Origin of the sequence: Streptomyces sp. NBC_01474 (assembly GCF_035918215.1) — a bacterium.
GTDB classification, from domain to species: Bacteria; Actinomycetota; Actinomycetes; order Streptomycetales; family Streptomycetaceae; genus Streptomyces; species Streptomyces aureus.
The window spans coordinates 3,505,459-3,525,394 of sequence record NZ_CP109449.1 but is presented as its reverse complement, the minus strand read 5'-3'; the positions used below and the strand labels follow the sequence as shown (position 1 = coordinate 3,525,394).

19 protein-coding genes are annotated in these 19,936 nt (G+C 71.3%); 15 read left to right on the top strand and 4 right to left on the bottom strand.

Going from position 1 to position 19,936, the window contains the following annotated elements; translation table 11 throughout:
* The first annotated feature begins 74 nt into the window (after positions 1-74).
* The 13 genes from OG758_RS16310 to OG758_RS16250 all read left to right on the top strand — a co-directional run bounded on the left by OG758_RS16310 (position 75) and on the right by OG758_RS16250 (position 13,776).
* A complete protein-coding gene (locus OG758_RS16310; RefSeq protein ID WP_326710688.1) occupies positions 75-1,019 on the top strand; it encodes an ABC transporter permease in 945 nt (314 codons plus the stop codon).
* Positions 1,016-2,812 carry a dipeptide/oligopeptide/nickel ABC transporter permease/ATP-binding protein gene (locus tag OG758_RS16305; protein ID WP_326710687.1) on the top strand — a complete coding sequence of 599 codons (1,797 nt, stop codon included), beginning with the start codon at positions 1,016-1,018 and terminating at the stop codon, positions 2,810-2,812. Before OG758_RS16310 ends, OG758_RS16305 begins: the two co-directional genes overlap by 4 nt.
* Positions 2,809-3,663, top strand: coding sequence for an ABC transporter ATP-binding protein (locus OG758_RS16300; RefSeq protein ID WP_326710686.1), 855 nt, complete (start codon positions 2,809-2,811; stop codon positions 3,661-3,663). Before OG758_RS16305 ends, OG758_RS16300 begins: the two co-directional genes overlap by 4 nt.
* Before the next feature lie 235 nt (positions 3,664-3,898).
* Positions 3,899-7,954, top strand: a complete 4,056-nt coding sequence (locus OG758_RS16295) for a molybdopterin-dependent oxidoreductase (protein ID WP_442810427.1) — start codon at positions 3,899-3,901, stop codon at positions 7,952-7,954.
* A gap of 206 nt (positions 7,955-8,160) precedes the next feature.
* On the top strand, positions 8,161-8,850 hold the full coding sequence (locus tag OG758_RS16290; RefSeq protein WP_326710684.1) for a M24 family metallopeptidase: 690 nt from the start codon (positions 8,161-8,163) through the stop codon (positions 8,848-8,850).
* Between the two features lie 169 nt (positions 8,851-9,019).
* Positions 9,020-9,445 carry a cupredoxin domain-containing protein gene (locus tag OG758_RS16285; protein ID WP_326710683.1) on the top strand — a complete coding sequence of 142 codons (426 nt, stop codon included), beginning with the start codon at positions 9,020-9,022 and terminating at the stop codon, positions 9,443-9,445.
* Between the two features lie 44 nt (positions 9,446-9,489).
* Positions 9,490-9,957, top strand: a complete 468-nt coding sequence (locus OG758_RS16280) for a hypothetical protein (protein WP_326710682.1) — start codon at positions 9,490-9,492, stop codon at positions 9,955-9,957.
* A gap of 284 nt (positions 9,958-10,241) precedes the next feature.
* Positions 10,242-10,445, top strand: a complete 204-nt coding sequence (locus OG758_RS16275; RefSeq protein WP_326710681.1) for a cold-shock protein — start codon at positions 10,242-10,244, stop codon at positions 10,443-10,445.
* 205 nt (positions 10,446-10,650) lie between these two features.
* Positions 10,651-12,114 carry a DEAD/DEAH box helicase gene (locus OG758_RS16270; RefSeq protein ID WP_326710680.1) on the top strand — a complete coding sequence of 488 codons (1,464 nt, stop codon included), beginning with the start codon at positions 10,651-10,653 and terminating at the stop codon, positions 12,112-12,114.
* 149 nt (positions 12,115-12,263) lie between these two features.
* Entirely contained in the window at positions 12,264-12,458 is a 195-nt protein-coding gene (locus tag OG758_RS16265) for a hypothetical protein (protein ID WP_266558949.1), read from the top strand.
* Between the two features lie 7 nt (positions 12,459-12,465).
* On the top strand, positions 12,466-12,777 hold the full coding sequence (locus OG758_RS16260) for an SCO5918 family protein (protein ID WP_326710679.1): 312 nt from the start codon (positions 12,466-12,468) through the stop codon (positions 12,775-12,777).
* Between the two features lie 187 nt (positions 12,778-12,964).
* Positions 12,965-13,306, top strand: coding sequence for a MerR family transcriptional regulator (locus OG758_RS16255; protein WP_326710678.1), 342 nt, complete (start codon positions 12,965-12,967; stop codon positions 13,304-13,306).
* Between the two features lie 191 nt (positions 13,307-13,497).
* Positions 13,498-13,776 carry a hypothetical protein gene (locus OG758_RS16250; RefSeq protein WP_326710677.1) on the top strand — a complete coding sequence of 93 codons (279 nt, stop codon included), beginning with the start codon at positions 13,498-13,500 and terminating at the stop codon, positions 13,774-13,776.
* A 25-nt stretch (positions 13,777-13,801) separates the two neighbouring features.
* Here the strand turns inward: OG758_RS16250 and OG758_RS16245 are convergent, their stop codons facing one another.
* A complete protein-coding gene (locus OG758_RS16245) occupies positions 13,802-14,785 on the bottom strand; it encodes a helix-turn-helix transcriptional regulator (protein ID WP_326710676.1) in 984 nt (327 codons plus the stop codon).
* A 169-nt stretch (positions 14,786-14,954) separates the two neighbouring features.
* Between OG758_RS16245 and OG758_RS16240 the strand changes: the two genes are divergently transcribed.
* Both OG758_RS16240 and OG758_RS16235 read left to right on the top strand, forming a co-directional pair.
* Positions 14,955-15,494 (top strand): hypothetical protein, encoded by a 540-nt coding sequence (locus OG758_RS16240; protein ID WP_326710675.1) that lies wholly within the window; start codon positions 14,955-14,957, stop codon positions 15,492-15,494.
* Between the two features lie 4 nt (positions 15,495-15,498).
* Positions 15,499-16,104, top strand: a complete 606-nt coding sequence (locus OG758_RS16235; protein WP_326710674.1) for a response regulator transcription factor — start codon at positions 15,499-15,501, stop codon at positions 16,102-16,104.
* Between the two features lie 131 nt (positions 16,105-16,235).
* On the opposite strand, the gene OG758_RS16230 is transcribed toward OG758_RS16235, so the two are convergent.
* From OG758_RS16230 to OG758_RS16220, 3 genes are read right to left on the bottom strand one after another with little or no spacing between them, the layout of a single operon-like run.
* A complete protein-coding gene (locus tag OG758_RS16230) occupies positions 16,236-17,351 on the bottom strand; it encodes a 3-dehydroquinate synthase II (RefSeq protein WP_326710673.1) in 1,116 nt (371 codons plus the stop codon).
* Positions 17,323-18,258, bottom strand: coding sequence for a 2-amino-3,7-dideoxy-D-threo-hept-6-ulosonate synthase (locus tag OG758_RS16225; RefSeq protein ID WP_266674982.1), 936 nt, complete (start codon positions 18,256-18,258; stop codon positions 17,323-17,325). Before OG758_RS16225 ends, OG758_RS16230 begins: the two co-directional genes overlap by 29 nt.
* The gene (locus OG758_RS16220) at positions 18,255-19,919 is read right to left on the bottom strand and encodes a class I adenylate-forming enzyme family protein (protein WP_326710672.1); all 1,665 of its coding nucleotides are present in this window, start codon (positions 19,917-19,919) and stop codon (positions 18,255-18,257) included. Before OG758_RS16220 ends, OG758_RS16225 begins: the two co-directional genes overlap by 4 nt.
* Between the last annotated feature and the right edge of the window lie 17 nt (positions 19,920-19,936).

Sequence of the window (19,936 nt, the reverse complement as noted above, 5' to 3'; positions counted from 1 at the left end):
CTCAGTGCGGGGCCACCGCACCCCGGCGCGGTTCACGCCGGCCGATTCGGCCGCGGTCACGGATACCGAGACACATGCTGACCTTCATCACCCGCAGGATCGCCGCGGGAGCGGTGCTCCTGCTGGTCATCTCGCTCCTCTCCTACGTGCTTCTGTCGATCCCGGACATGGATGTGGGGCGCCAACTCCTCGGCGAGGGGGCGTCGCAGAACGTCGTCGACGCCAAGAATGCCCAGCTGGGACTCGACCGGCCGGTCCTCGCGCAGTACGCGGACTGGCTCTCCCACGCCGTGCGCGGGGACTTCGGCACGTCCTGGTTCTCCAGCGAGGACGTCTCCCAGGCCATCGCCAACCGAATGCCCGTGACCGTGAGTCTCATGCTCGGCGTCACGCTCGTGACGGCCCTGGTCTCGTTCCTGCTCGGCGCGTGGGCCGGGGTACGCCGCGGCGGCGCCGTCGACCGCGGCGTCCAGATCCTCGGCGTCCTCGGCTACGCGCTGCCCGGATTCCTGGTGACGCTGATCCTCGTACTGGTCTTCGCGGTCCGGCTGAACTGGTTCCCCGCCATCGGATACACCCCGTTCACCGAGTCGCCGGGCGGCTGGCTGTCCACCGTCACGTTGCCGGTGATCTCGCTGTCGGTCGCCTCCGTGGCGGGCGTCTCCCAGCAGGTGCGCGGCGCCGTCATCGACGTCCTGCGCCAGGACTACGTCCGCACACTGCGGGCCCGCGGACTGCCCCCGTCCCGCATCGTGCTCAAGCACGTCCTGCGCAACGCCTCCGCGCCCGCCCTGTCCGTCCTCGGCATGCAGTTCGTCGGCCTGCTCGGCGGCGCCGTCCTCGTCGAGCAGATCTTCGGCCTGCCCGGTCTCGGCAGCATGACCGTCACCTACACCACCCGCGGCGACATCCCCGTGATCATGGCGCTCGTCATGCTCACCGTCATCGGTGTCGTCCTGATCAACCTTCTGGTCGACATCATGATCGGCTGGCTCAACCCGAAGGCGAGGATCGCATGAGCGAGAACCTCCCTGCCGATCCGGCACCGATCGCGAAGACACCGGCGGACGCCGGCCGTTCCCGCGGCATCCTCCGGCAGCTCGTGCGCAATCCGCTGGGCGCCGTCTCCCTGACGGTCCTTCTGCTCCTGGTCGCGGCGATGCTGCTCGCCCCGCTCCTCGCACCCCAGGCCCCCGGGGCCGCCACGCTCGCCGACGCGTTCGCCGGTCCGAGCTCCGGCCACCCGCTGGGCATGGACTCGGCGGGACGCGACATCCTCTCGCGGATCCTGTACGGCGGGCGCAACACCCTCGGCGGCGCCGTCATCGCCCTCGGCATCGCGCTCACGCTCGGTGTCCCCGCCGGCCTGTACGCCGGCTACTACGGAGGCCGCTTCGACTCCGTCGCCAACTGGCTCGTGAACCTCGTGATGGCGCTGCCCGCCATGGTCGTGCTCCTCGCCTCCCGCGCCATCCTCGGCCCCAACGTCTGGGTCCTGATGGTCGTCCTCGGATTCCTGTCCTCCCCCAGCTTCTTCCGCCTGGTGCGGGGCATCGTCGCGAACGTCCGGGGCGAGCTGTACGTCGACGCCGCGCGCGTCTCCGGGCTCTCCGACACCCGCATCGTGGCCCGGCACGTCCTGACCGTCGTCCGCGGCCCCATCATCATCCAGATCGCTCTCGTGTCCGGCCTTGCCATCGCCCTCCAGGCCGGCCTCGAATTCCTCGGTGTCGGCAGCGGAGACTCCGCCACCTGGGGCGCCATGCTCAACGAGGCGTTCCAGAACATCCAGCGCCGGCCGATCCTGCTGCTGTGGCCCGGACTCGCCCTCGGCCTGACCAACGCCGCGCTCGTCCTGATCGCCACGGCCCTGCGGGACTCCCTGGAGGACCGCGCGGGACAAGCGTCCCGTCGTATTCGGACTCCCGCCCGCACGGCCGATGCCGTGGCGCCCGCGGACTCCGGCGAGGAGCGGGCCGAGCTTCTGTCGATCCGCTCGCTCGCCGTCGCCTACCCCGGACCCGAGGGCGGTGACAAGGAGGTCGTGCACGAGGTCGACCTCGACGTGCGGCCCGGCGAAATCGTCGGCCTGGTCGGCGAGTCGGGCTCCGGCAAGACGCAGACCGCGTTCTCCGTGCTCGGCATCTTCCCCGAGGGCGGCCGGATCTCCCGCGGCAGCGTCCTCGTCGCGGGCCGGGAAGTCGTGGGGATGCCCGAGCGGGAGCACCGTGCCCTGCGCGGGGCGACCGTCGCGTACATCCCGCAGGAACCGATGAGCAACCTCGACCCGGCGTTCACCATCGGCAGCCAGCTCATCGAACCGATGCGCCACGTCCTCGGCCTGTCCCGCAAGGAGGCCGCCGAGCGCGCCGTCGACCTGCTCCGCACCGTCGAGATCCCGAACCCCGAGCAGGTCATGCGCCGCTACCCGCACGAGATATCCGGCGGCATGGCCCAACGCGTACTCATCGCCGGCGCCATGTCCTGCGACCCCGCACTCCTCATCGCCGACGAACCCACCACCGCCCTCGACGTCCGCGTCCAGGCCGAAGTGCTCGACCTGCTGCGCCGCCTCCAGCAGGACCGGAACCTGGGCGTCCTGCTGGTCACCCACAACCTCGGCGTCGTCGCGGACCTCTGCGACCGGGTCGCCGTCATGAACAAGGGCCGCATCGTGGAGACCGGCACCACCGAGCAGGTGCTCCACGACCCGCAGGACGACTACACCCGCACCCTGCTCGACGCCGTTCTCGACACCGCCCCCGCACGGGAGCCCTGGCAGCCCCGCGAGGCAAGGAGCACCACCGTATGACCAGCGCACCGGCGTCCGAAGCCCTGCTGACCGTCAAAGACGTGCGGGTGTCGTTCCCCGGCAAGGGGTGGCGCGCCCCCCGTACCGAGGTGCTCAAGGGGGTGGACCTCGACATCCGGCCCGGCGAAACCCTCGGCCTGGTCGGCGAGTCGGGCTCGGGCAAGACGACCATCGGCCGCGCCGTCCTCGGTCTGGTGCCGGTCGCCTCGGGCACCATCACCCTCGACGGCGAACGCATCGACACGGCGACCGCGGCACGCCGCCGGGCCCTCAGCCGTGACCTCCAGGTCATCTTCCAGGACCCGTACACATCGCTGAACCCGTCCCTCACCATCGGCGACACCCTCGCCGAACCGCTCCTCGCGCAAGGCGTCGACGCCCGCGAGGCGCGCGGCCGGGTCGGCGGCCTGCTCGACCGGGTCCACCTGCCGTCCGACGCGGCGCGACGCCTGCCGCGCGAGTTCTCCGGCGGGCAGCGCCAGCGCGTCGCCATCGCCCGCGCCCTCGCGCTCCGCCCGCGCCTCGTCGTCTGCGACGAACCGGTGTCCGCACTCGACCTCACCACGCAACGGACCGTGCTCGACCTCCTTCTGGAGATCCAGCAGGAGACCGGGGTGTCCTACCTCTTCGTCTCGCACGACCTGTCGGTGGTCCGCTGCATGAGCCACCGGGTCGCCGTGATCCACCGGGGCGAGATCGTGGAAACGGGCGAAGCCGACCACATCACACGCACCCCCGACCACGCGTACACCCGAACGCTGCTCCTGTCGGCCCCCGTGGCCGACGTGGCGCAACAGCGCCGCCGCAGGCAGCTGCGCCTGCGGCCGGAACAGCCGAGGCAGGCTTCCTGAACAGGGGACGGCGCAGCGGCGGGCGCCCCGCTTCTCACAGCCGCGGGTCGGTGAGTGTGTGGCGGGCGTAACCGCCCGTGATCACTTGGGTTGACCTCGGGGTAACGGGCATTTCGTACGGTCGGGTGGTCTCATCCGACCGTACGAAAGTGGGCGCACGGTGGCCACTCAGGACCCGCGGGGCCGTGCCGAGCAGGTGCGGACCGTGTGCTCGTACTGCGGTGTGGGCTGCGGGATGGTGCTCGACGTCGCCACCGGGGCCGACGGGCGCCGGAAGGTTCTCAAGGCGTCGGGCGACAAGGCTCATCCCGCCAACTTCGGGCGGCTGTGCACCAAGGGTGCGACCACGGCCGACGTGCTGGCCGCCCCCGGGCGGCTGACCTCCGCGCTGGCGCGGGCGGGGCGCGGGACCGAGCCGGTGCCCGTCGCCGTGGACGAGGCGGTCACGTCCACGGCGCGGCGCCTGCGGGCGATCGTCGACGAACACGGTCCTGACGCCGTCGCCTTCTACGTGTCGGGGCAGATGAGCCTGGAGGCGCAGTACCTCGCCAACAAGCTCGCCAAGGGCTTCGTGCGCACCAACCGGATCGAGTCCAACTCCCGGCTGTGCATGGCCAGTGCGGGCAGTGGCTACAAGCTGTCCCTCGGCGCCGACGGGCCGCCCGGCTCGTACCAGGACTTCGAGCGCGCCGATGTCTTCTTCGTCATCGGGTCCAACATGGCCGACTGCCACCCGGTCCTCTTCCTGCGGCTGATGGAGCGCGTCAAGGCGGGCGCGAAGCTCATCGTCGTGGACCCGCGGCGCAGCGCCACCGCCGACAAGGCGGGCTTGTTCCTGCAGATCCGGCCGGGAACCGATCTCGCCCTGCTCAACGGCCTGTTGCACCTCCTCCACGAGAACGGGGACCTGGACGCCGACTTCATCGCGGACCGTACCGAGGGCTGGGAGGCGATGCCCGAGTTCCTCGCCGACTATCCGCCCGCCACGGTCTCCGGGATCACCGGCATCCCGGAGGAGGACATCCGGCAGGCCGCGCGGTGGATCGGTGCGGCGGGGGAGTGGATGAGCTGCTGGACCATGGGGCTCAACCAGTCCACCCACGGCACCTGGAACACCAACGCCCTGATCAATCTGCACCTGGCCACCGGGGCGATATGCCGCCCCGGCAGCGGACCGTTCTCGCTCACCGGCCAGCCCAACGCCATGGGCGGACGCGAGATGGGCTACATGGGACCCGGCCTGCCCGGTCAGCGATCCGTCCTGGTGGACGAGGACCGCGCCTTCGCCGAGGATCTGTGGGGCCTGGAACCCGGTGCCGTGCGCGCGGACGGCTCCGGGCAGGGGGCCGTCGACATGTTCCGGCGGATGGCCGAGGGGGAGATCAAGGCCTGCTGGATCATCTGCACCAACCCCGTCGCCTCGGTCGCCAACCGCAGGACCGTGATCGAGGGGCTCGAAGCCGCCGAACTCGTCGTCACCCAGGACGTGTTCGCCGACACGGAGACCAACGCCTACGCCGATGTCGTCCTGCCCGGCGCACTGTGGAGCGAGACCGAAGGCGTACTGATCAACAGCGAACGCAATCTCACCCTCGCCCGCCCTGCCGTCGACCCGCCCGGCGAGGCCATGGCCGACTGGCGCCTCATCGCGCGCATCGCCTGCGAGATGGGATACGAGAAGGCGTTCTCGTACGACAGTGCCGAGGACGTCTTCGAGGAGATCAAGCGGGCCTGGAACCCGAAGACCGGGTACGACCTGCGGGGCGTGACGTACGAGCGGCTGCGCGCCACGCCCGTCCAGTGGCCGGCCGCGGACGCCGAGGGCCCGGACCGCAACCCGATCCGGTACGTGAGCGAGGACGGCGCCGGTCCGGTGTTCCCGACGGCGAGCGGCCGGGCCGTGTTCTTCGGCCGCCCGCACATCCCCGCGGCGGAAATGCCCGACGACGACTACCCGTTCGTCCTCAACACCGGGCGCCTCCAGCACCAATGGCACACCCTCACCAAAACCGGCAAGGTCGCCAAGCTCAACAAGCTCAACCCCGCTCCTTTCGTCGAGCTGCATCCCGAGGACGCCGATCGCCTGGGCATCGGCGAGGGCGATTCCGTGGAAGTCGCCTCCCGGCGAGGCCGGGCCGTGCTGCCCGCCGTGGTGACGGACCGGGTGCGGCCGGGGTGCTGCTTCGCGCCGTTCCACTGGAACGACCTCTTCGGTGAGTATCTGAGCATCAACGCGGTGACCAGCGACGCCGTCGACCCGATCTCGTTCCAGCCCGAGTTCAAGGTGTGCGCGGTGACGCTGGCCAAGGTCAGCACACCGGTCGCGGTCCTTCCCGGGCCGTCCCCGGTCCCTGCCGCGGAACCGGGGCCCGATCTCGTCGCAGCGTCCACCCCTGCGCCCGGCGCGGCGGCCGTGTTCGGGCTGACGGACGCCCCGCCGCCCGTGCTGGCCGAGCACGAACGCCAGTACCTGGTCGGCTTCCTGGCGGGGCTGGAGTCGGGCGCGCCGGGGGTTCCCGTGCTGCCGCCCGGCGCGCCCTTCACCGAGGAGCACGCCCGTTGGGTGAACGGCGTACTCGCCGGCCTGTACTCGCGTGTCCCGCAGCCGGACACGGGGCCCGTGGCGCGGGCCGTGAGCGGCGGCCGTGAGGTGGTCGTGCTGTGGGCCTCGCAGACCGGAAACGCCGAGGAGTTCGCGGCGATCACCGCCGACCGGCTCACCGCGGCCGGGCACCGCACGGCCCTGATGGGCATGGACGCCACCGACCCCGGAACCCTCCCGGCCACCGCTGATCTCCTGCTGATCACCAGCACCTTCGGCGACGGGGACGCACCCGACAACGGCGCCGGATTCTGGGAGGCCCTCACCGCCCCCGACAGCTCGCGCCTGGAGGGCCGGCGCTATGCCGTACTCGCCTTCGGGGACTCCTCGTACGACGACTTCTGCGGTCACGGGCGGCGCCTCGACGAGCGTCTGGACGAACTGGGAGCCGTGCGCCTCGCGCCGCGCACCGACTGCGAACCGGACTACGAGCCCTCCGCCCACGCCTGGCTCGACCAGGTCTTCACCCACCTGAGCACCGCTCCGGCACCGGCCCACGACCTGGCGCCGGCACGCGTCCCGGCGCCCTCGCAGTCACCCGCCCCGGCCATGACGCCGGTCCGCAGCACCAAGCCCGCACCCGCCGTCGCCCGGCTGGCCGGCAATCGGCTTCTCAGCCTTCCCGGTGCCGGGAAAGAGGTCCGGCGGTTCACCTTCGACAGCCGCGACAGCGAGTCGCCGCTCATCTACGAAGCCGGTGACGCGCTCGGCGTGCATCCCGTCAACTGCCCTGATCTGGTGGCCGAATGGCTGGCCGTGACAGGTCTCGCCCCCGACGCCGCCGTACAGGTCCCGGGCGTGGGCGACGTCCCCCTCGGCGAGGCCCTGCACCAGCACCTCGACATCACCCGGCTCACTCCCGCTCTGCTCGCCTTCATCACCGAGCGCACCGGCGACCGCGACCTGAGGAAACTGCTGCGCCCCGACAACAAGGGCGAGCTCGCCCAGTGGTCCTGGGGCCGCCAGGCGGTCGATGTCGTCGCCGAGTACGCGGTCCACGCCGACGCCCAGGACTGGGCCGGCGTCCTCAAGCGGCTGCAACCCCGCCTGTACTCCATCTCGTCGAGCCCTCTGCTCGACCCACGTCAGGTGTCGCTGACGGTCTCCGTCGTCCGGTACGAGAACGTCCGCGGACGCCCCCGCAAGGGCGTCTGTTCGACCTTCCTCGCAGATGCCGCTCCCGATGCCCCGGTGCCGGTCTTCATCCAGCGCTCACCGAACTTCCGGCCCCCGGCGGACCCCACGGCTCCGATGGTCATGGTCGGCCCCGGCACCGGCGTCGCCCCGTTCATCGGATTCCTCGACGAGCGTCGGGCCCGCGGACACGGCGGCCCGAACTGGCTCTTCTTCGGTGAACAGCACCGCGCCACCGACTTCTACTACGAGGACGAGCTGTCCGCCTTCCTCGCGGACGGCACCCTCACCCGGCTCGACACGGCCTTCTCCCGCGACCAGCGCGCCAAGATCTACGTCCAGGACCGCCTGCGCGAACACGGCGCCCAGCTGTGGTCCTGGCTCCAGCAGGGCGCGCACTTCTACGTCTGCGGCGATGCCGCCCGCATGGCCAAGGACGTCGACAGCGCACTGCGCGACATCGCCGTCGCCCATGGCGGCCTCGACCCCGACGCGGCCGCCCTGTACGTCAAGCAGCTCGCCGCCGACCGACGCTACGTCCGCGACGTCTACTGACGGAGCTGAAGTTGATCCGCTTGTGCGGATGGGGGCGAGGCTGTGGGCGTACTGGTGGTGCAGCCGGGTTCCCTGCGCGTCGTGCCGAACTGGGCAACGGCCGGCAACTCGTCCGCTACGAGGACAGGCCCGAGTACTTCCCGGCCCGTGCCGTCCGCGTCGCCGACGAGGCGCACGCTGAGCGGAACACCCGACCGGAGGGATTCATGAACACCGAACTCGACCGCGCCGCACGCCTGTTGGACGCCCAGGACAAAGCCGCCGAGCTCTTCGCCGAGGTCGAGGCGAGGAAGCTGGTCGCGCCGGGGGAGGGGGAGCGGGCGGTCAGCGACCGGATCCGCGACCTCGCGAACGAACTGTTCGGACCCACGCGCCACTGGCACAAGCGCATCGTGCGCTCGGGGCCGAACACCCTCCACCCGTACAAGGAGAATCCCCCGGACCGGATCATCGGCCGGGACGACATCGCCTTCGCCGACTTCGGGCCGGTCTTCGAGGAGTGGGAAGCCGACTTCGGCCGCACCTTCGTCCTCGGTGACGACCCGGACAAGCTCCGGCTGCGCGACGACCTGCCCGAGGTCTTCGCCGCCGGACGCCGCGCCTTCGAGGCCGACCCGGACATCACCGGCGCCGCGCTCCACGCCGAGGTCGCCCGGCTGGCCGCCACGCGCGGCTGGGAACTGGGCGGCTGGCACGCCGGTCACCCGGTGGGCGAGTTCCCGCACGAGAAGATCGACGGCGCCGACATCGAGTCGTACATCGCGCCCGGGAACGCCACCCGGCTCCGGCGCTCCGACCGGGCAGGACGCGCCTGCCACTGGATCCTGGAGATCCATCTGATCGACCGCGAGCGCGGCTTCGGCGGCTTCCACGAGGAGCTTCTCGACCTGGGATGACCGTATGCGGGCCGTTGTGTAGGCCGTTCAGGCGCTGTCGCTCGTGCGACGTCCTTCTCCTGCCGACATCTCTCAGCGGTGCCCGTGTTCACCGTCGTACGGACGGATCCGTGCATGGGCCGGGCTCCTGCCGGACATCGGCGTGCCCCGCACACCACTTGGAGACACGATGTCCATGCGTCACCGCCGACCGCACACGGTCCTGATCGTCGCCGCCCTGTGTCTGGTCACCACCCTCACCGGATGCTCGGGCTCGGGCGACGGGTCCCCCTCCAGCAGCAGCCCGCCCGCGTCCCCCTCCGCCCCGGCCTCGGCATCCCCCTTGTCCTCCGAGAGCGGTAAGGGCGAAGTGAAGGTCACCATCAAGGGCTTCGCCTTCCACCCTGCCACGTTCGAGGTCAGCCCCGGCACGAAGATCACCGTCACGAACGAGGACTCGGCCACGCACACGCTGACCGCCGACGACAAGTCCTTCGACACCGGCGACCTCGCACAGGGGAAGTCGGCCACCTTCACCGCGCCGTCCAAGCCGGGCTCGTACTCCTACATCTGCACCATCCACACGAACATGAAGGGCACCCTCACGGTCCGCTGACGTCGGCGCACCCCGCACGCCCTCGTCACCGGGAGGCCCCCGCCATGTCCCACGAACCGACCGACCCCCCGTCCGCCCGCCCCGCGCGCCGGCCATGGCGCGCGGCGGCCCGCATCCTCGCCGCCGCCGGACTCGCCGTCAACGCGTATGTGCACGCGGACCTCGCGTCCCGCTACGACCCCGTCAGCGCCGCGATCGGCCAGGGCCCCCTCTTCAGGATCGAGGCCGCCCTCGCCGCGCTCGCCGCCGTGCTCGTCCTGTTCTGGCGCCGGTCCCTCGGTGACGTCTTCGCCTGGCTCACCGCCGCCGGCGGGCTCGCCGCCCTGCTCGTCTACCGCTACGTCGACGTCGGCGCATTCGGGCCGCTGCCCAACATGTACGAACCCCTCTGGTACGCGGAGAAGGACCTCGTGGTGATCTCGCAGGCCGTGACCGTCGTGGCGATGACACTGCTCCTGGCCGGCCGGGGGCGCGAACGGTTCCTGATCCGGCGGCCGGCCTCCGGACACTGAGTGATATCTGTTCCGGCGAGCGCAGAAATTGAGGGCGGGGGGCTGAAGTTTTTCCGGGCGGCAGGGCTGGGAAATCGGAGTTCCGCGATGATTTCGGGGCGGCATGCTACTGTTGGATTTAGTTGCAGTTGTGGTTCCCAAAAACTTCGAGTGCCTCCGCCGGGATATTCAATCCCGCGGGAGCGCTTCTGTGTTTCCGGTGTCCTTTCCGGGCGGGGCGATGATCGCGGCGACAGGAGTTCGCACAGTGCGGGCTCCGGGCACTGCCCCGAAGGAGATATGACATGGCTGCTGGCACCGTGAAGTGGTTCAACGCGGAAAAGGGTTTCGGCTTCATCGAGCAGGACGGTGGCGGCCCCGACGTCTTCGCCCACTACTCGAACATCGCCGCCCAGGGCTTCCGTGAGCTGCAGGAAGGCCAGAAGGTGACCTTCGACATCGGTCAGGGCCAGAAGGGCCCGACGGCCGAGAACATCGTTCCCGCCTGACGTCGTCGCTGACGCGTAGACCGTAGCTGGGGCCCGCACCTTGGGGTGCGGGCCCCAGCTCGTTGCTTTTCCGGGTGCCGTTCATGTTTTTGGCATCCAATTATTCGGCTCGTTCCTGCGGTTCCCTGCGCTTTTCAAATGTCGCGGGAATTCCCTGACGCGTGCCGTGCATTTTCGTGCCGCGTCCAGGAAGGTTTTGCCGATCATGAAACGTACGTATGGGACAGGTCGAGAGAGTCGAGCCGGGCGAACGAGCCGGAGTGTGGTTTCCGGGGAGTTCGCGTTGCCGAAGACCGTTCGGCCGGGCCTCCCCGCAGTCGCTTCCTTCGGGGAACTCGCCCTGCCGGACGAGCTCCTGCAGATGCTCACCAGCCTCGGCATGAACGAGCCGTTCCCCATCCAGGCAGCGACCCTGCCCAACTCCCTCGCCGGGCGGGACGTGCTCGGCCGCGGCCGTACCGGGTCCGGCAAGACCCTCGCGTTCGGACTCGCCCTCCTCGCCCGTACCGCCGGGCGGCGCGCCGAGCCCCGCAGCCCGCTCGCCCTGGTCCTCGTCCCCACCCGCGAACTCGCCCAGCAGGTCACCGAGGCACTCACCCCGTACGCGCGGTCGCTGAAGCTGCGCCTGGCCACCGTCGTCGGCGGCATGTCCATCGGACGTCAGACCGGAGCGCTGCGCGGAGGCGTCGAGATCGTCGTCGCCACCCCGGGCCGGCTCAAGGACCTCATCGACCGAGGCGACTGCCGGCTCGACGAGGTGGCCGTCACGGTGCTCGACGAGGCCGACCAGATGGCCGACATGGGCTTCATGCCCCAGGTCACGGCCCTGCTCGACCAGATGCGGCCGGAGGGGCAGCGCATGCTGTTCTCCGCCACGCTCGACCGCAACGTCGACCTCCTCGTGCGCCGCTATCTGCACGACCCCGTGGTCCACTCCGTCGACCCGTCGGCCGGCGCGGTGACCACGATGGAACACCACGTCCTGCACGTGCACCCGGTCGACAAGCACGCGGCCACCACCGAGATCGCCGCCCGCGACGGTCGGGTCATCATGTTCCTCGACACCAAGCACGCGGTGGACCGTCTGACCCGGGACCTGCTCGGCGTCGGTGTGCGCGCCGCCGCCCTGCACGGCGGCAAGTCCCAGCCGCAGCGCACCCGCACCCTCGCCCAGTTCAAGAGCGGCCACGTCACCGTCCTGGTCGCGACCAACGTCGCCGCCCGCGGCATCCACGTCGACAGCCTCGACCTCGTCGTCAACGTCGACCCGCCCGCCGACCACAAGGACTACCTGCACCGCGGCGGCCGTACGGCCCGTGCCGGTGAGTCCGGCAGCGTAGTCACCCTCGTCCTGCCCAACCAGCGCCGCGACATGAGCCGGCTGATGCGCGACGCCGGGATCACCCCGCAGATCGCTCAAGTCCGGTCGGGTGAAGCCGAGTTGAGCCGCATCACCGGGGCGCGGACGCCGTCCGGTGTGCCGGTCGTCATCACCGCGCCGGTGATGGAACGCCCTCGGCGCAGCGGGGCGAGCACCCGTGGCCGCCGCAGCCGTTCCGCCGAGGCCCGGCGCGCCGCCGATCCGAGGCGCGCCGCCGACCAGCCGCGCACGGGGCAGGGCGCGGGAACCTTCCGGCACTCCGCGCCCCCGGTCGCCGCGGCGTCCTGACCTGTGACGCCACGGCCCGTAGCCCCGCCCCATCCCGCCATCCCGTAGGAGGCACTTTGACACTGGTCGAGACACATCCGCGCAAGACGGCCCGCCTCCCTTCGGGGGCAGCGTCCCTGAGGCCGTCGGGACCTCACGTCTGGGCCGACATGACCGTCGAGGTCGCCCTGTCCGTCCTCGACAGCTCCCGTGCCGGTCAGCTCCTCCTCTGCGACGAGGACGGCCGCTGCACCGGTACGGTCAGCCGCGCCGAGCTGAGCGCCGCGCGCGGCAGCGCCCGCTACACCGATCGCACCCAGCTGCGGGACATCGTCCACAGCTCCGGACCGTCCCTCTCCCTGTGAGGCCCTCATGCGCTGTGTCATCGCCAGATTCCCCTTCGACCTGTTCAGCAGCGACGTGCTGGACGCGATGAAGGGCGTCAAACCCGAACCCGTCACCGGCGACTCCGTGCTCATCGGGCGGCGCCACTACCCCGTCAAGCAGGTCGGGGCCGTCATCACCCGGCAGGATCGGCGCGACTTCACCTCCGCTGAGGTGGTCAGGGCGCTGACCGCGCTCGGCTTCACCTGTACCGAGGTCTCTGCGGGCCGCTCCGCCGGGGCTGAAGTCACCCCGCTCCAGGCCGCGTCGGCGCTGATGGGCCTGCCGGCCTCCGCGTAGACACGCCACCGCCGGCCGCCGAGGCCGGGCGGCGCCGAGGGCCCCGACCGGTTCGCCGGGCGGGGCCCTCGGCGTGTGCGCGGCCCGGCGGCGGCGCGACCCCGCGGACGCATGGTGTTCAATTTGGCCGGGGCACGGCGGCCGCGACGGCGCCGGGGCCCCTCCATGCGCCCCTCGACGAGGTGAGATGACAGCAGAAGAACCGCTCGGCCGTCTCGACGACGACGACTACCCCGCCTTCACGATGGGACGGGCCGCCGAGATGATCGGCACCACGCCCGCGTTCCTGCGGGCCATCGGCGAAGCGCGCCTGATCACTCCGCTGCGGTCGGCCGGCGGACACCGCCGCTACTCCCGCTACCAGCTGCGTATCGCGGCACGTGCCCGCGAGCTCGTCGACCAGGGCACCCCCGTCGAGGCCGCCTGCCGCATCATCATCCTCGAGGACCAGCTCGAGGAGGCCCTGCGCATCAACGCGGAGTTCCGCCGCGCGGCGGCCGGACCGGACGCCGGGGCCGAGGGCCGTTAGGCCCCGCCCGAAGACCCAGCCCCTCAGGCAACTCCCTGCCATGCAGCTTCCTGGCGTGGCGGGATGCGGACAGTGGGGGTGGCGCGGTGATTATCTCTAGGCACGCAGTCGGAACGGCCGAAACGGACCGGACCGGCGCAGGTCAACGCATCGAACGTACGCCGCACCGTACTCGCGAATGGAGACCTCCCATGTCCCGTGCCACCACCCGCTGTACCGTCCTCGCCGCCGCCGTACTCGGCGGGATCCTGTGGGCCGTGCCCGCGCAGGCCCTCCCCTCCGGGGCCACCGGGCAGGGAGCCGGTACCTCGAAGGCGGCCCCCTCCTCCGCCGACGACTTCGTGTGGCCGACCCCGCCGGCCCGGCCCCTCGACTTCGTGTGGCCGAGCCTTCCGCAGAACCTGCCCGGCCTGCCCGGCATACCCGCCTCGCCCGACGACTTCGTCTGGCCCGTCACCCCTCAGCGGTGAGTGCGATGCGGACGACGACGCCCCGTCAGATCCACTCCCTGCGCGTGGCCTGCACGCCGGCCTCGAAGCGGCTCGACGCACCGAGGCGCTCCATCAGCTCGGCCATGATGCGGCGCTCGGTGCGCACCCCGATACCGAGCGCACGGGCCACGGCCTCGTCGGTGAGACCCGTCGCGAGGAGCTGGAGGAGCTTGCGCTCCTGCGGGGTCAGCCCACCGGGCAGGGCGTCGCCGGGCCGGTCGAGGGGGCAGGAGTGCTCCCAGTACGCCTCGAACAGGGCCCGCATCGCGAGGACCACCGGCTGGCTGCTGAACAGCAGCGCGGACGGCTGGGCCTGACCCGGCAGACCTGCCACGATCGCCGCGGTGTTGTCGACGATGAGCAGCCGCATCGGCAGCGTCGGCGAGGTCCGGATCTCGCTGTGCCGCTCCGCCATCCACTGCGCGTGCGCCTTGGTGACGCGGTCGTTGGCGACGCTGTCGAGGTAGATCGACCGGAAGCGCACGCCCCGCGCGAGCGCCCGCTCGTTGAGGGGCCGGCCGGCCTCGATCGACTCCTGGGTCAGCGCGTTGACCGGATGGAACGCGAGGGACTCGCGCACGCAGGACTCGGCGAGCGCCTCCAGACGGATACGGATGTCGTCGACGTTGTCGAGGTGTTCCGTGCCGTCCAGGGTGTTCGACCAGCCGGACGCCGTGTACTCGGCGGCGAGCGCGGCCAGCGCGGCGCGGTTCTGCTCGATGCGCTGCTGACGCCAGGCCAGTTCGTTCTGCTCCCGCTGGAGGAGGACCTTCAGGCCGAGCGACGGGTTCACCGCCCGCAGCCGGCCGGGGGAGTCCGTCGAAGGTGCGAGGAGGGAGAGTTCGGACAGCCGGTCCAGGGCCGCCTCCACCGCCTCCGGCGTGCAGTCGAGTAAAGCGGCGAGGCGCTTCGGATCGTGTTCCTTGTGGAACAGAATCGCGCGGTAGACGCCGAGCGTCTGCTGATCCAGTGACGAGACTTCGTCCACGTGGTGTTTCCCCCTTGAACCACGGTTGAACGTTTATTCAGCGCCAAGTCAAGGCGCCTGAACTCCACTTCATCAGGGCGCGCCGCATTCCCGGCGACGCGCACGTTTCAAGCCGTACACAGATTCCGCACGTTACCTGCTCATCGTATTCCGCGAACAGGGAGTCCTCGTGTCCCACGCAGCGTCCTACGCACCCCCGCCGCTCGACGGCTGCGTCGTCCTCGTCGTCGACGCCACCACCGGCACCGGACGGGTCGTCACCGCGCGGCTCTGTGCCGCCGGGGCCGCCGTCGCCGTCGTCGGCGCGGGCCATCGGGGCCGCGGGGACGACGCGGCCACCAACGCGGCCTTCCTGTGCAAGGAGCTGGCCGGCATCGGTCTCGTGGCGCTGCCGTACCAGGTGGACGCCGAGGACACGGAGGCGGTGCTGGCGCTGCCGGCGCAGATAGCCGCCGACATCGGGCCGCCCACGGCCGCCGTCGTGATCGTCCCGGCCGAGGACGCCCCGTACGGCCTCGCGGACACGTTCCGCGCGGTGTCGGCCGCCGTCGCGGCGGGCCTGCCCGTCCACGCCGTGCACATCGAGATCGACCAGGAGGCCCGGGCCGAGGAACTGGCCAGGTCGGTGGTCGACCGGCTGCTCGGCACGTCCGGTTCCGAGTCCGAGTCCGAGTCCGAGCCTGAGTCCAGTACATCGATACGGGGGTAGAGAGATGTCCGTACGCGTGGTCGTAGCAGGTGATCACCAGCTGGTCCTCGAAGCGTTCGCCGAGACGCTCAACGGCACCAACGGCCTCGACGTCGTGGGGCTCGCCACGACCTACGAGGCCGTGCTGCCCGCCGTCGAGCGGCACCGCCCGACCGTGCTGCTCCTCGGGGAGCCCACCATGGGCGGCAAGGCGCTGCGGGCCGCGACCGATGTGCGCGCGCAGCATCCCAAGTGCGGCGTCGCCCTCATGGTCGGAGCGGCCACCCCCGCGGTGGTCGACCGGGCCGTCGCCGCGGGCGCGCTCGGCATCGTCCCCAAGAACGCGCGCCTGCCGCAGCTGATCACCACCCTCATGGGCGTCGCGGGCGGCTGTCTCACCGTCGACCCGGCGCTGATGAGGCCGCCCACGACCGGTGAATCGGCGCTCAGCGTCAGGGAGATGGACGTGCTGCGCCTCACCGCCGGCGGCGCCACGGTGAAGGAGATCGCCGGCGAGCTGTATCTCGCCGCGGGGACCGTACGGAACCTCACCTCGGCGGCCATCAAGAAGCTCGGCGGCCGCAACCGGTTCGACGCGGCGCGCATCGCGAGCGAGCACGGATGGCTGTGAGACCGGGGCGGCCCGGGGCCGGACGCGCGCCGGCCCCGGCACGGGGTGTGCCGGGGCGGGGCGTCCTGGTGCGAGGCGTACGGGCGCTGCTCACGCGCGTACGGGCGCTGCTCACGCGCGTACGGGCGCTGCTACTTCTCCAGGCAGAACTCGTTGATCGGGTAGCCGACATGGCGGTCGGCCGTGGGCAGATGGCCCAGGATCGTGTCGCCCGGCTTGAGTTCGGTGCTGTTGAGGACCGAGGCGCCGGGGCCGAGGACGCGGACGTGCCAGTCGTCCTGGAGGATCAGGTTGACCGTCTGGCCGTTGGGCGCGACCGCGTCGATGGAGATCAGCGGACGCGTCTCGATCTTCACCCGGCCGACGCTGACGGGACGCGTGCGGCCCTTCACGTCGACCGCGAGGACCGAGCTGCCGGCGTGCAGTTCGCTCAGGTAGTGGGTGCGCCCGTGCTGCGCCACGGTGTACGAGTGCAGTGCGCCGGCGTTGACCCGGAAGGGGCGCGTCGGCATGTACGGCAGCGGGTGGGTCTCGCTGACGCACAGCACCATGCCCTTGGAGTGCGAGCCGACGAGGATGCCCTCGTCCTTGCGGAAGTGGGTCGTCGTGTCGACGCAGGCACGCTCACCCATCCCGATGTGCGTGGCGCCCGTGACCGTCAGCTCCACCAGCGGGATCTCCCCGCCGCGCGAGGCGGCCGCGGTGCGCAGGGCGGTGGCGTCGCCCACGGTGCGGCCGCGCATCAGGACGCCGTCCGAGCCCAGTTCGAGCACGCCGTAGACGATCTCGGCCTCCTCGTTGTTGGCCGCGGTCGTGACGATGGAGCCCGGGGCGCCGGTGGCCGCCGCGATGACGATCTCCAGCGGGATCTTCGTCGGGTCGCGGAAGTCGAGGACGCTCCATGCCTCCAGGCGCGCCGCCAGGCAGGCGTCCTCCAGGGTGTCGGCGTCGACGATCTCGACGTAGCGGCCGAACTCGACGTCGGGGTGCGCCGCGACGAGCGGGGCCCGCTCGTCCTTGCCGCCGGGCACGATCACCAGGTCGGCCTCGCCGAGGTCGGCGGGGACCGAGGCCGCCCCGTCCTCGAACAGAAGGATCTTGCGGACGGTCGGGGGCAGGCCGGTGAAGGCGGCCGGGTCGGCGGCGACGACGCCGTCGATCCGCTGGTGGACGGCCTCTTCGAGGATGGCGGCGGTGGCGGTGCCGGCGTCGCGGATGTCAAGCCAGCACAGTTTTGCGTCCGTCATGATGCGGACCTCCTGTCAGATCGTGGGAGAGCGGGGCGGTGGTCGGTGCGTCGAGGTGGTCCGGGGTGAGCCGGGCGTCGCTGTCCGTGTCGGCGGACGCGGTGAAGGGGCCCGGCCCGAAGTGCTGTTCGGGGAAGTGGTGGACGAGCCGGGCGACCTTGGCGGCGAGCCTCCTGGGGTCGGCGGCCTGGAAGATGTTGCGGCCCATCGCCACGCCGCCCGCGCCGCCGGCCAGGGCGTCCCGCACGTACGCGAGGACGTCCTCCTCGTCGGCGAGGGCGGGGCCGCCCGCGACGAGTACCGGCACCGGGCACGCCGCCGTCAGGTCGAGCATCTCCGCGGTGGAGCCGAGGAAGACGGTCTTGACCAGGTCGGCGCCCAGGTCGGCGGCGATCGTCACGGCGTGCGCGACGAGCTCCGGGTCCCGGGGGTCGGTGATCCGCGGGCCGCGCGGGTACACCATGGCGAGCAGCGGCAGGTTCCAGCGGTCGCAGGCGTCGGCGATCCGGCCGAGGTCGCCGATCTGCTGCCGCTCGTCGTCGGAGCCGAGGTTGACGTGGACGCTGACGGCGTCCGCGCCGAGGCGCAGGGCCTCCTCGACGCCGGCGACGACGTACTTGGCGTTGGGGTCGAGCGCCTGGCTGGTGCTCGCGTTGAGGTGGATGATCAGGGACATCGCGGCGAACCGCTCCGGACTGATGTGCCGCACACTGCCCTTGTGCACGACGACGGCGTCCGAACCGCCGGCCGCGAGGCGGCCCGCGAGATGGTCGAGTGACATGCCCTTGGACACCACGGGACCGTCACTGATCGAATGGTCGAGAGGGGTGATCATCAGGCCGGCCGTGCTGTGGCGGTAGAGCCGCCGCAGCCGCAGCGACCGGGCGAAGTGGCCGTATGCGGTCATGAGACGCCCTTTCTGGTTCGCGGGATGGCGTGATCGGGCGGGGCGCCCGTGCCGCGTACGCGGACGGGGCCGTCCCGCGCGGTGGCTCCGCGCGGGGAGCTGGTGGCGGGCGCCGGCGCCGTCCCTGAACGCTCGGGTGTGGACGACACCCGGCGCAGATACGCGCGGTCCGGCTTGCCCGACGGGGTCAGCGGCAGCTGCGGCCAGACGGAGATCCGGACCGGGGTGTGCTCCGGAGTCAGCGTCGCGGCCACGTATCCGCGCAGGTCGCACGAGGTGCGGGCGGCTCCCGAGTGCAGTTCGACGGCGGCGTGCACCTGCTCCACGTAGTCGTCGTCCCGCACGCCGAAGACCGTGGCCTGGCGTACCTGCGGATGCTGGAGGAGCGCGTCCTCGATCGCCGTGGGGTCCAGCTTCAGACCGCCGTGTTTGATCACGTCGCCGACGCGTCCGTCGAGCCGGAGATAGCCGTAGCGGTCCCAGTGCCCGAGGTCACCGGTGCGCAGCCAGCCGTCCCTGAGGGTGGCGCCGGTCAGCTCGTCGTCGTCCAGGTAACCGGCTGTCACTGTGGGGGAGTTGACCCACAGCTCGCCCGTGACGCCCCGTTCGACCTGTGGTCCGCCGCCGGGCGTCCTGATCTCCAGGCGCACCCAGGGGAAGGGCCGGCCGACCGAGCCGAGCAGTTCCGGCTCCCGGTGGTCGAGCGGGTTGAGGCTGCTGATGCCGCCCGCCTCCGTGGTGCCGTACACCTGGATGAGGACGTCCCCGAAGAGGCGGACGGCCCGCTCCACGCGGCCCGGGGCCGCCGGGGTGCCGCTGTAGGTGATGCGGCGCAGCGAGGACAGGTCGGTCGTCTCGATGCCCGGATGGTCGAGCAGTCGGTACAGGTGGGGAACCGCCAAGTACACGTCGGTGACGCGCTGGCGGGCGAAGGCGCGCAGTACGTCGTCGGGGTCGAAGCCGTCGTGGAGCACCACCGTTCCGCCGCCCGACAGGACGGCGTCGGCCATCGGAGCCGTCGTGTGGCTGATCGGTGTGACGGACAGGAGCGTCGCGGGTCCCCGGGGATCGAGGCCATGGGCGAGGCGGTCGACGAGCTCCTCACGGGTGCCGAACTGCTGGGCGACCATCTTGGGCCGGCCCGTGCTGCCGCTGGTGAAGTCGACGACGGCGAGCGCGTCGGGCCGCGGCGGCGGCAGCCCGCCCGGATCGAGGGCCCGGGCGGGAGCCCCGCGTGGGATCGGCAGCACGGTGAGCCCCGGCAGGCGGTGGGACAGCCAGCGCCCCCGCTCGGCACTCTCCTCGTCCACCAGCAGGAGCAACGCGCGCAGATCGCGCAGGAGTCGGGTCTGCATGCCGAGCGAGAACGTCTCCGTGTCGGTCCTCGGGTTCATCGACCGTACGTAGACGGAGGTGGCCCCCAGGAGGTGCACGGCGTACCGGGCGCTGAGCATCAGCGGATGGTTCGGCCCGGTCAGAACGGCCACGGTGTCGCCCCGGCCGACCCCGTGACCGTGCAGCAGGGCCGCGGTGCCGTGGACGGAGTCGCTCAGCTCACCGGCGGCGACGGTGCCGTCCGGCCGGTGCAGGACCGCGCGGGACGGATCCCGTTCGAGCGCGTCGAGAATGCGGCGGACGTACGGGCTTGATCGTGCGGTCATGTTCCCCCCTTTCTTCA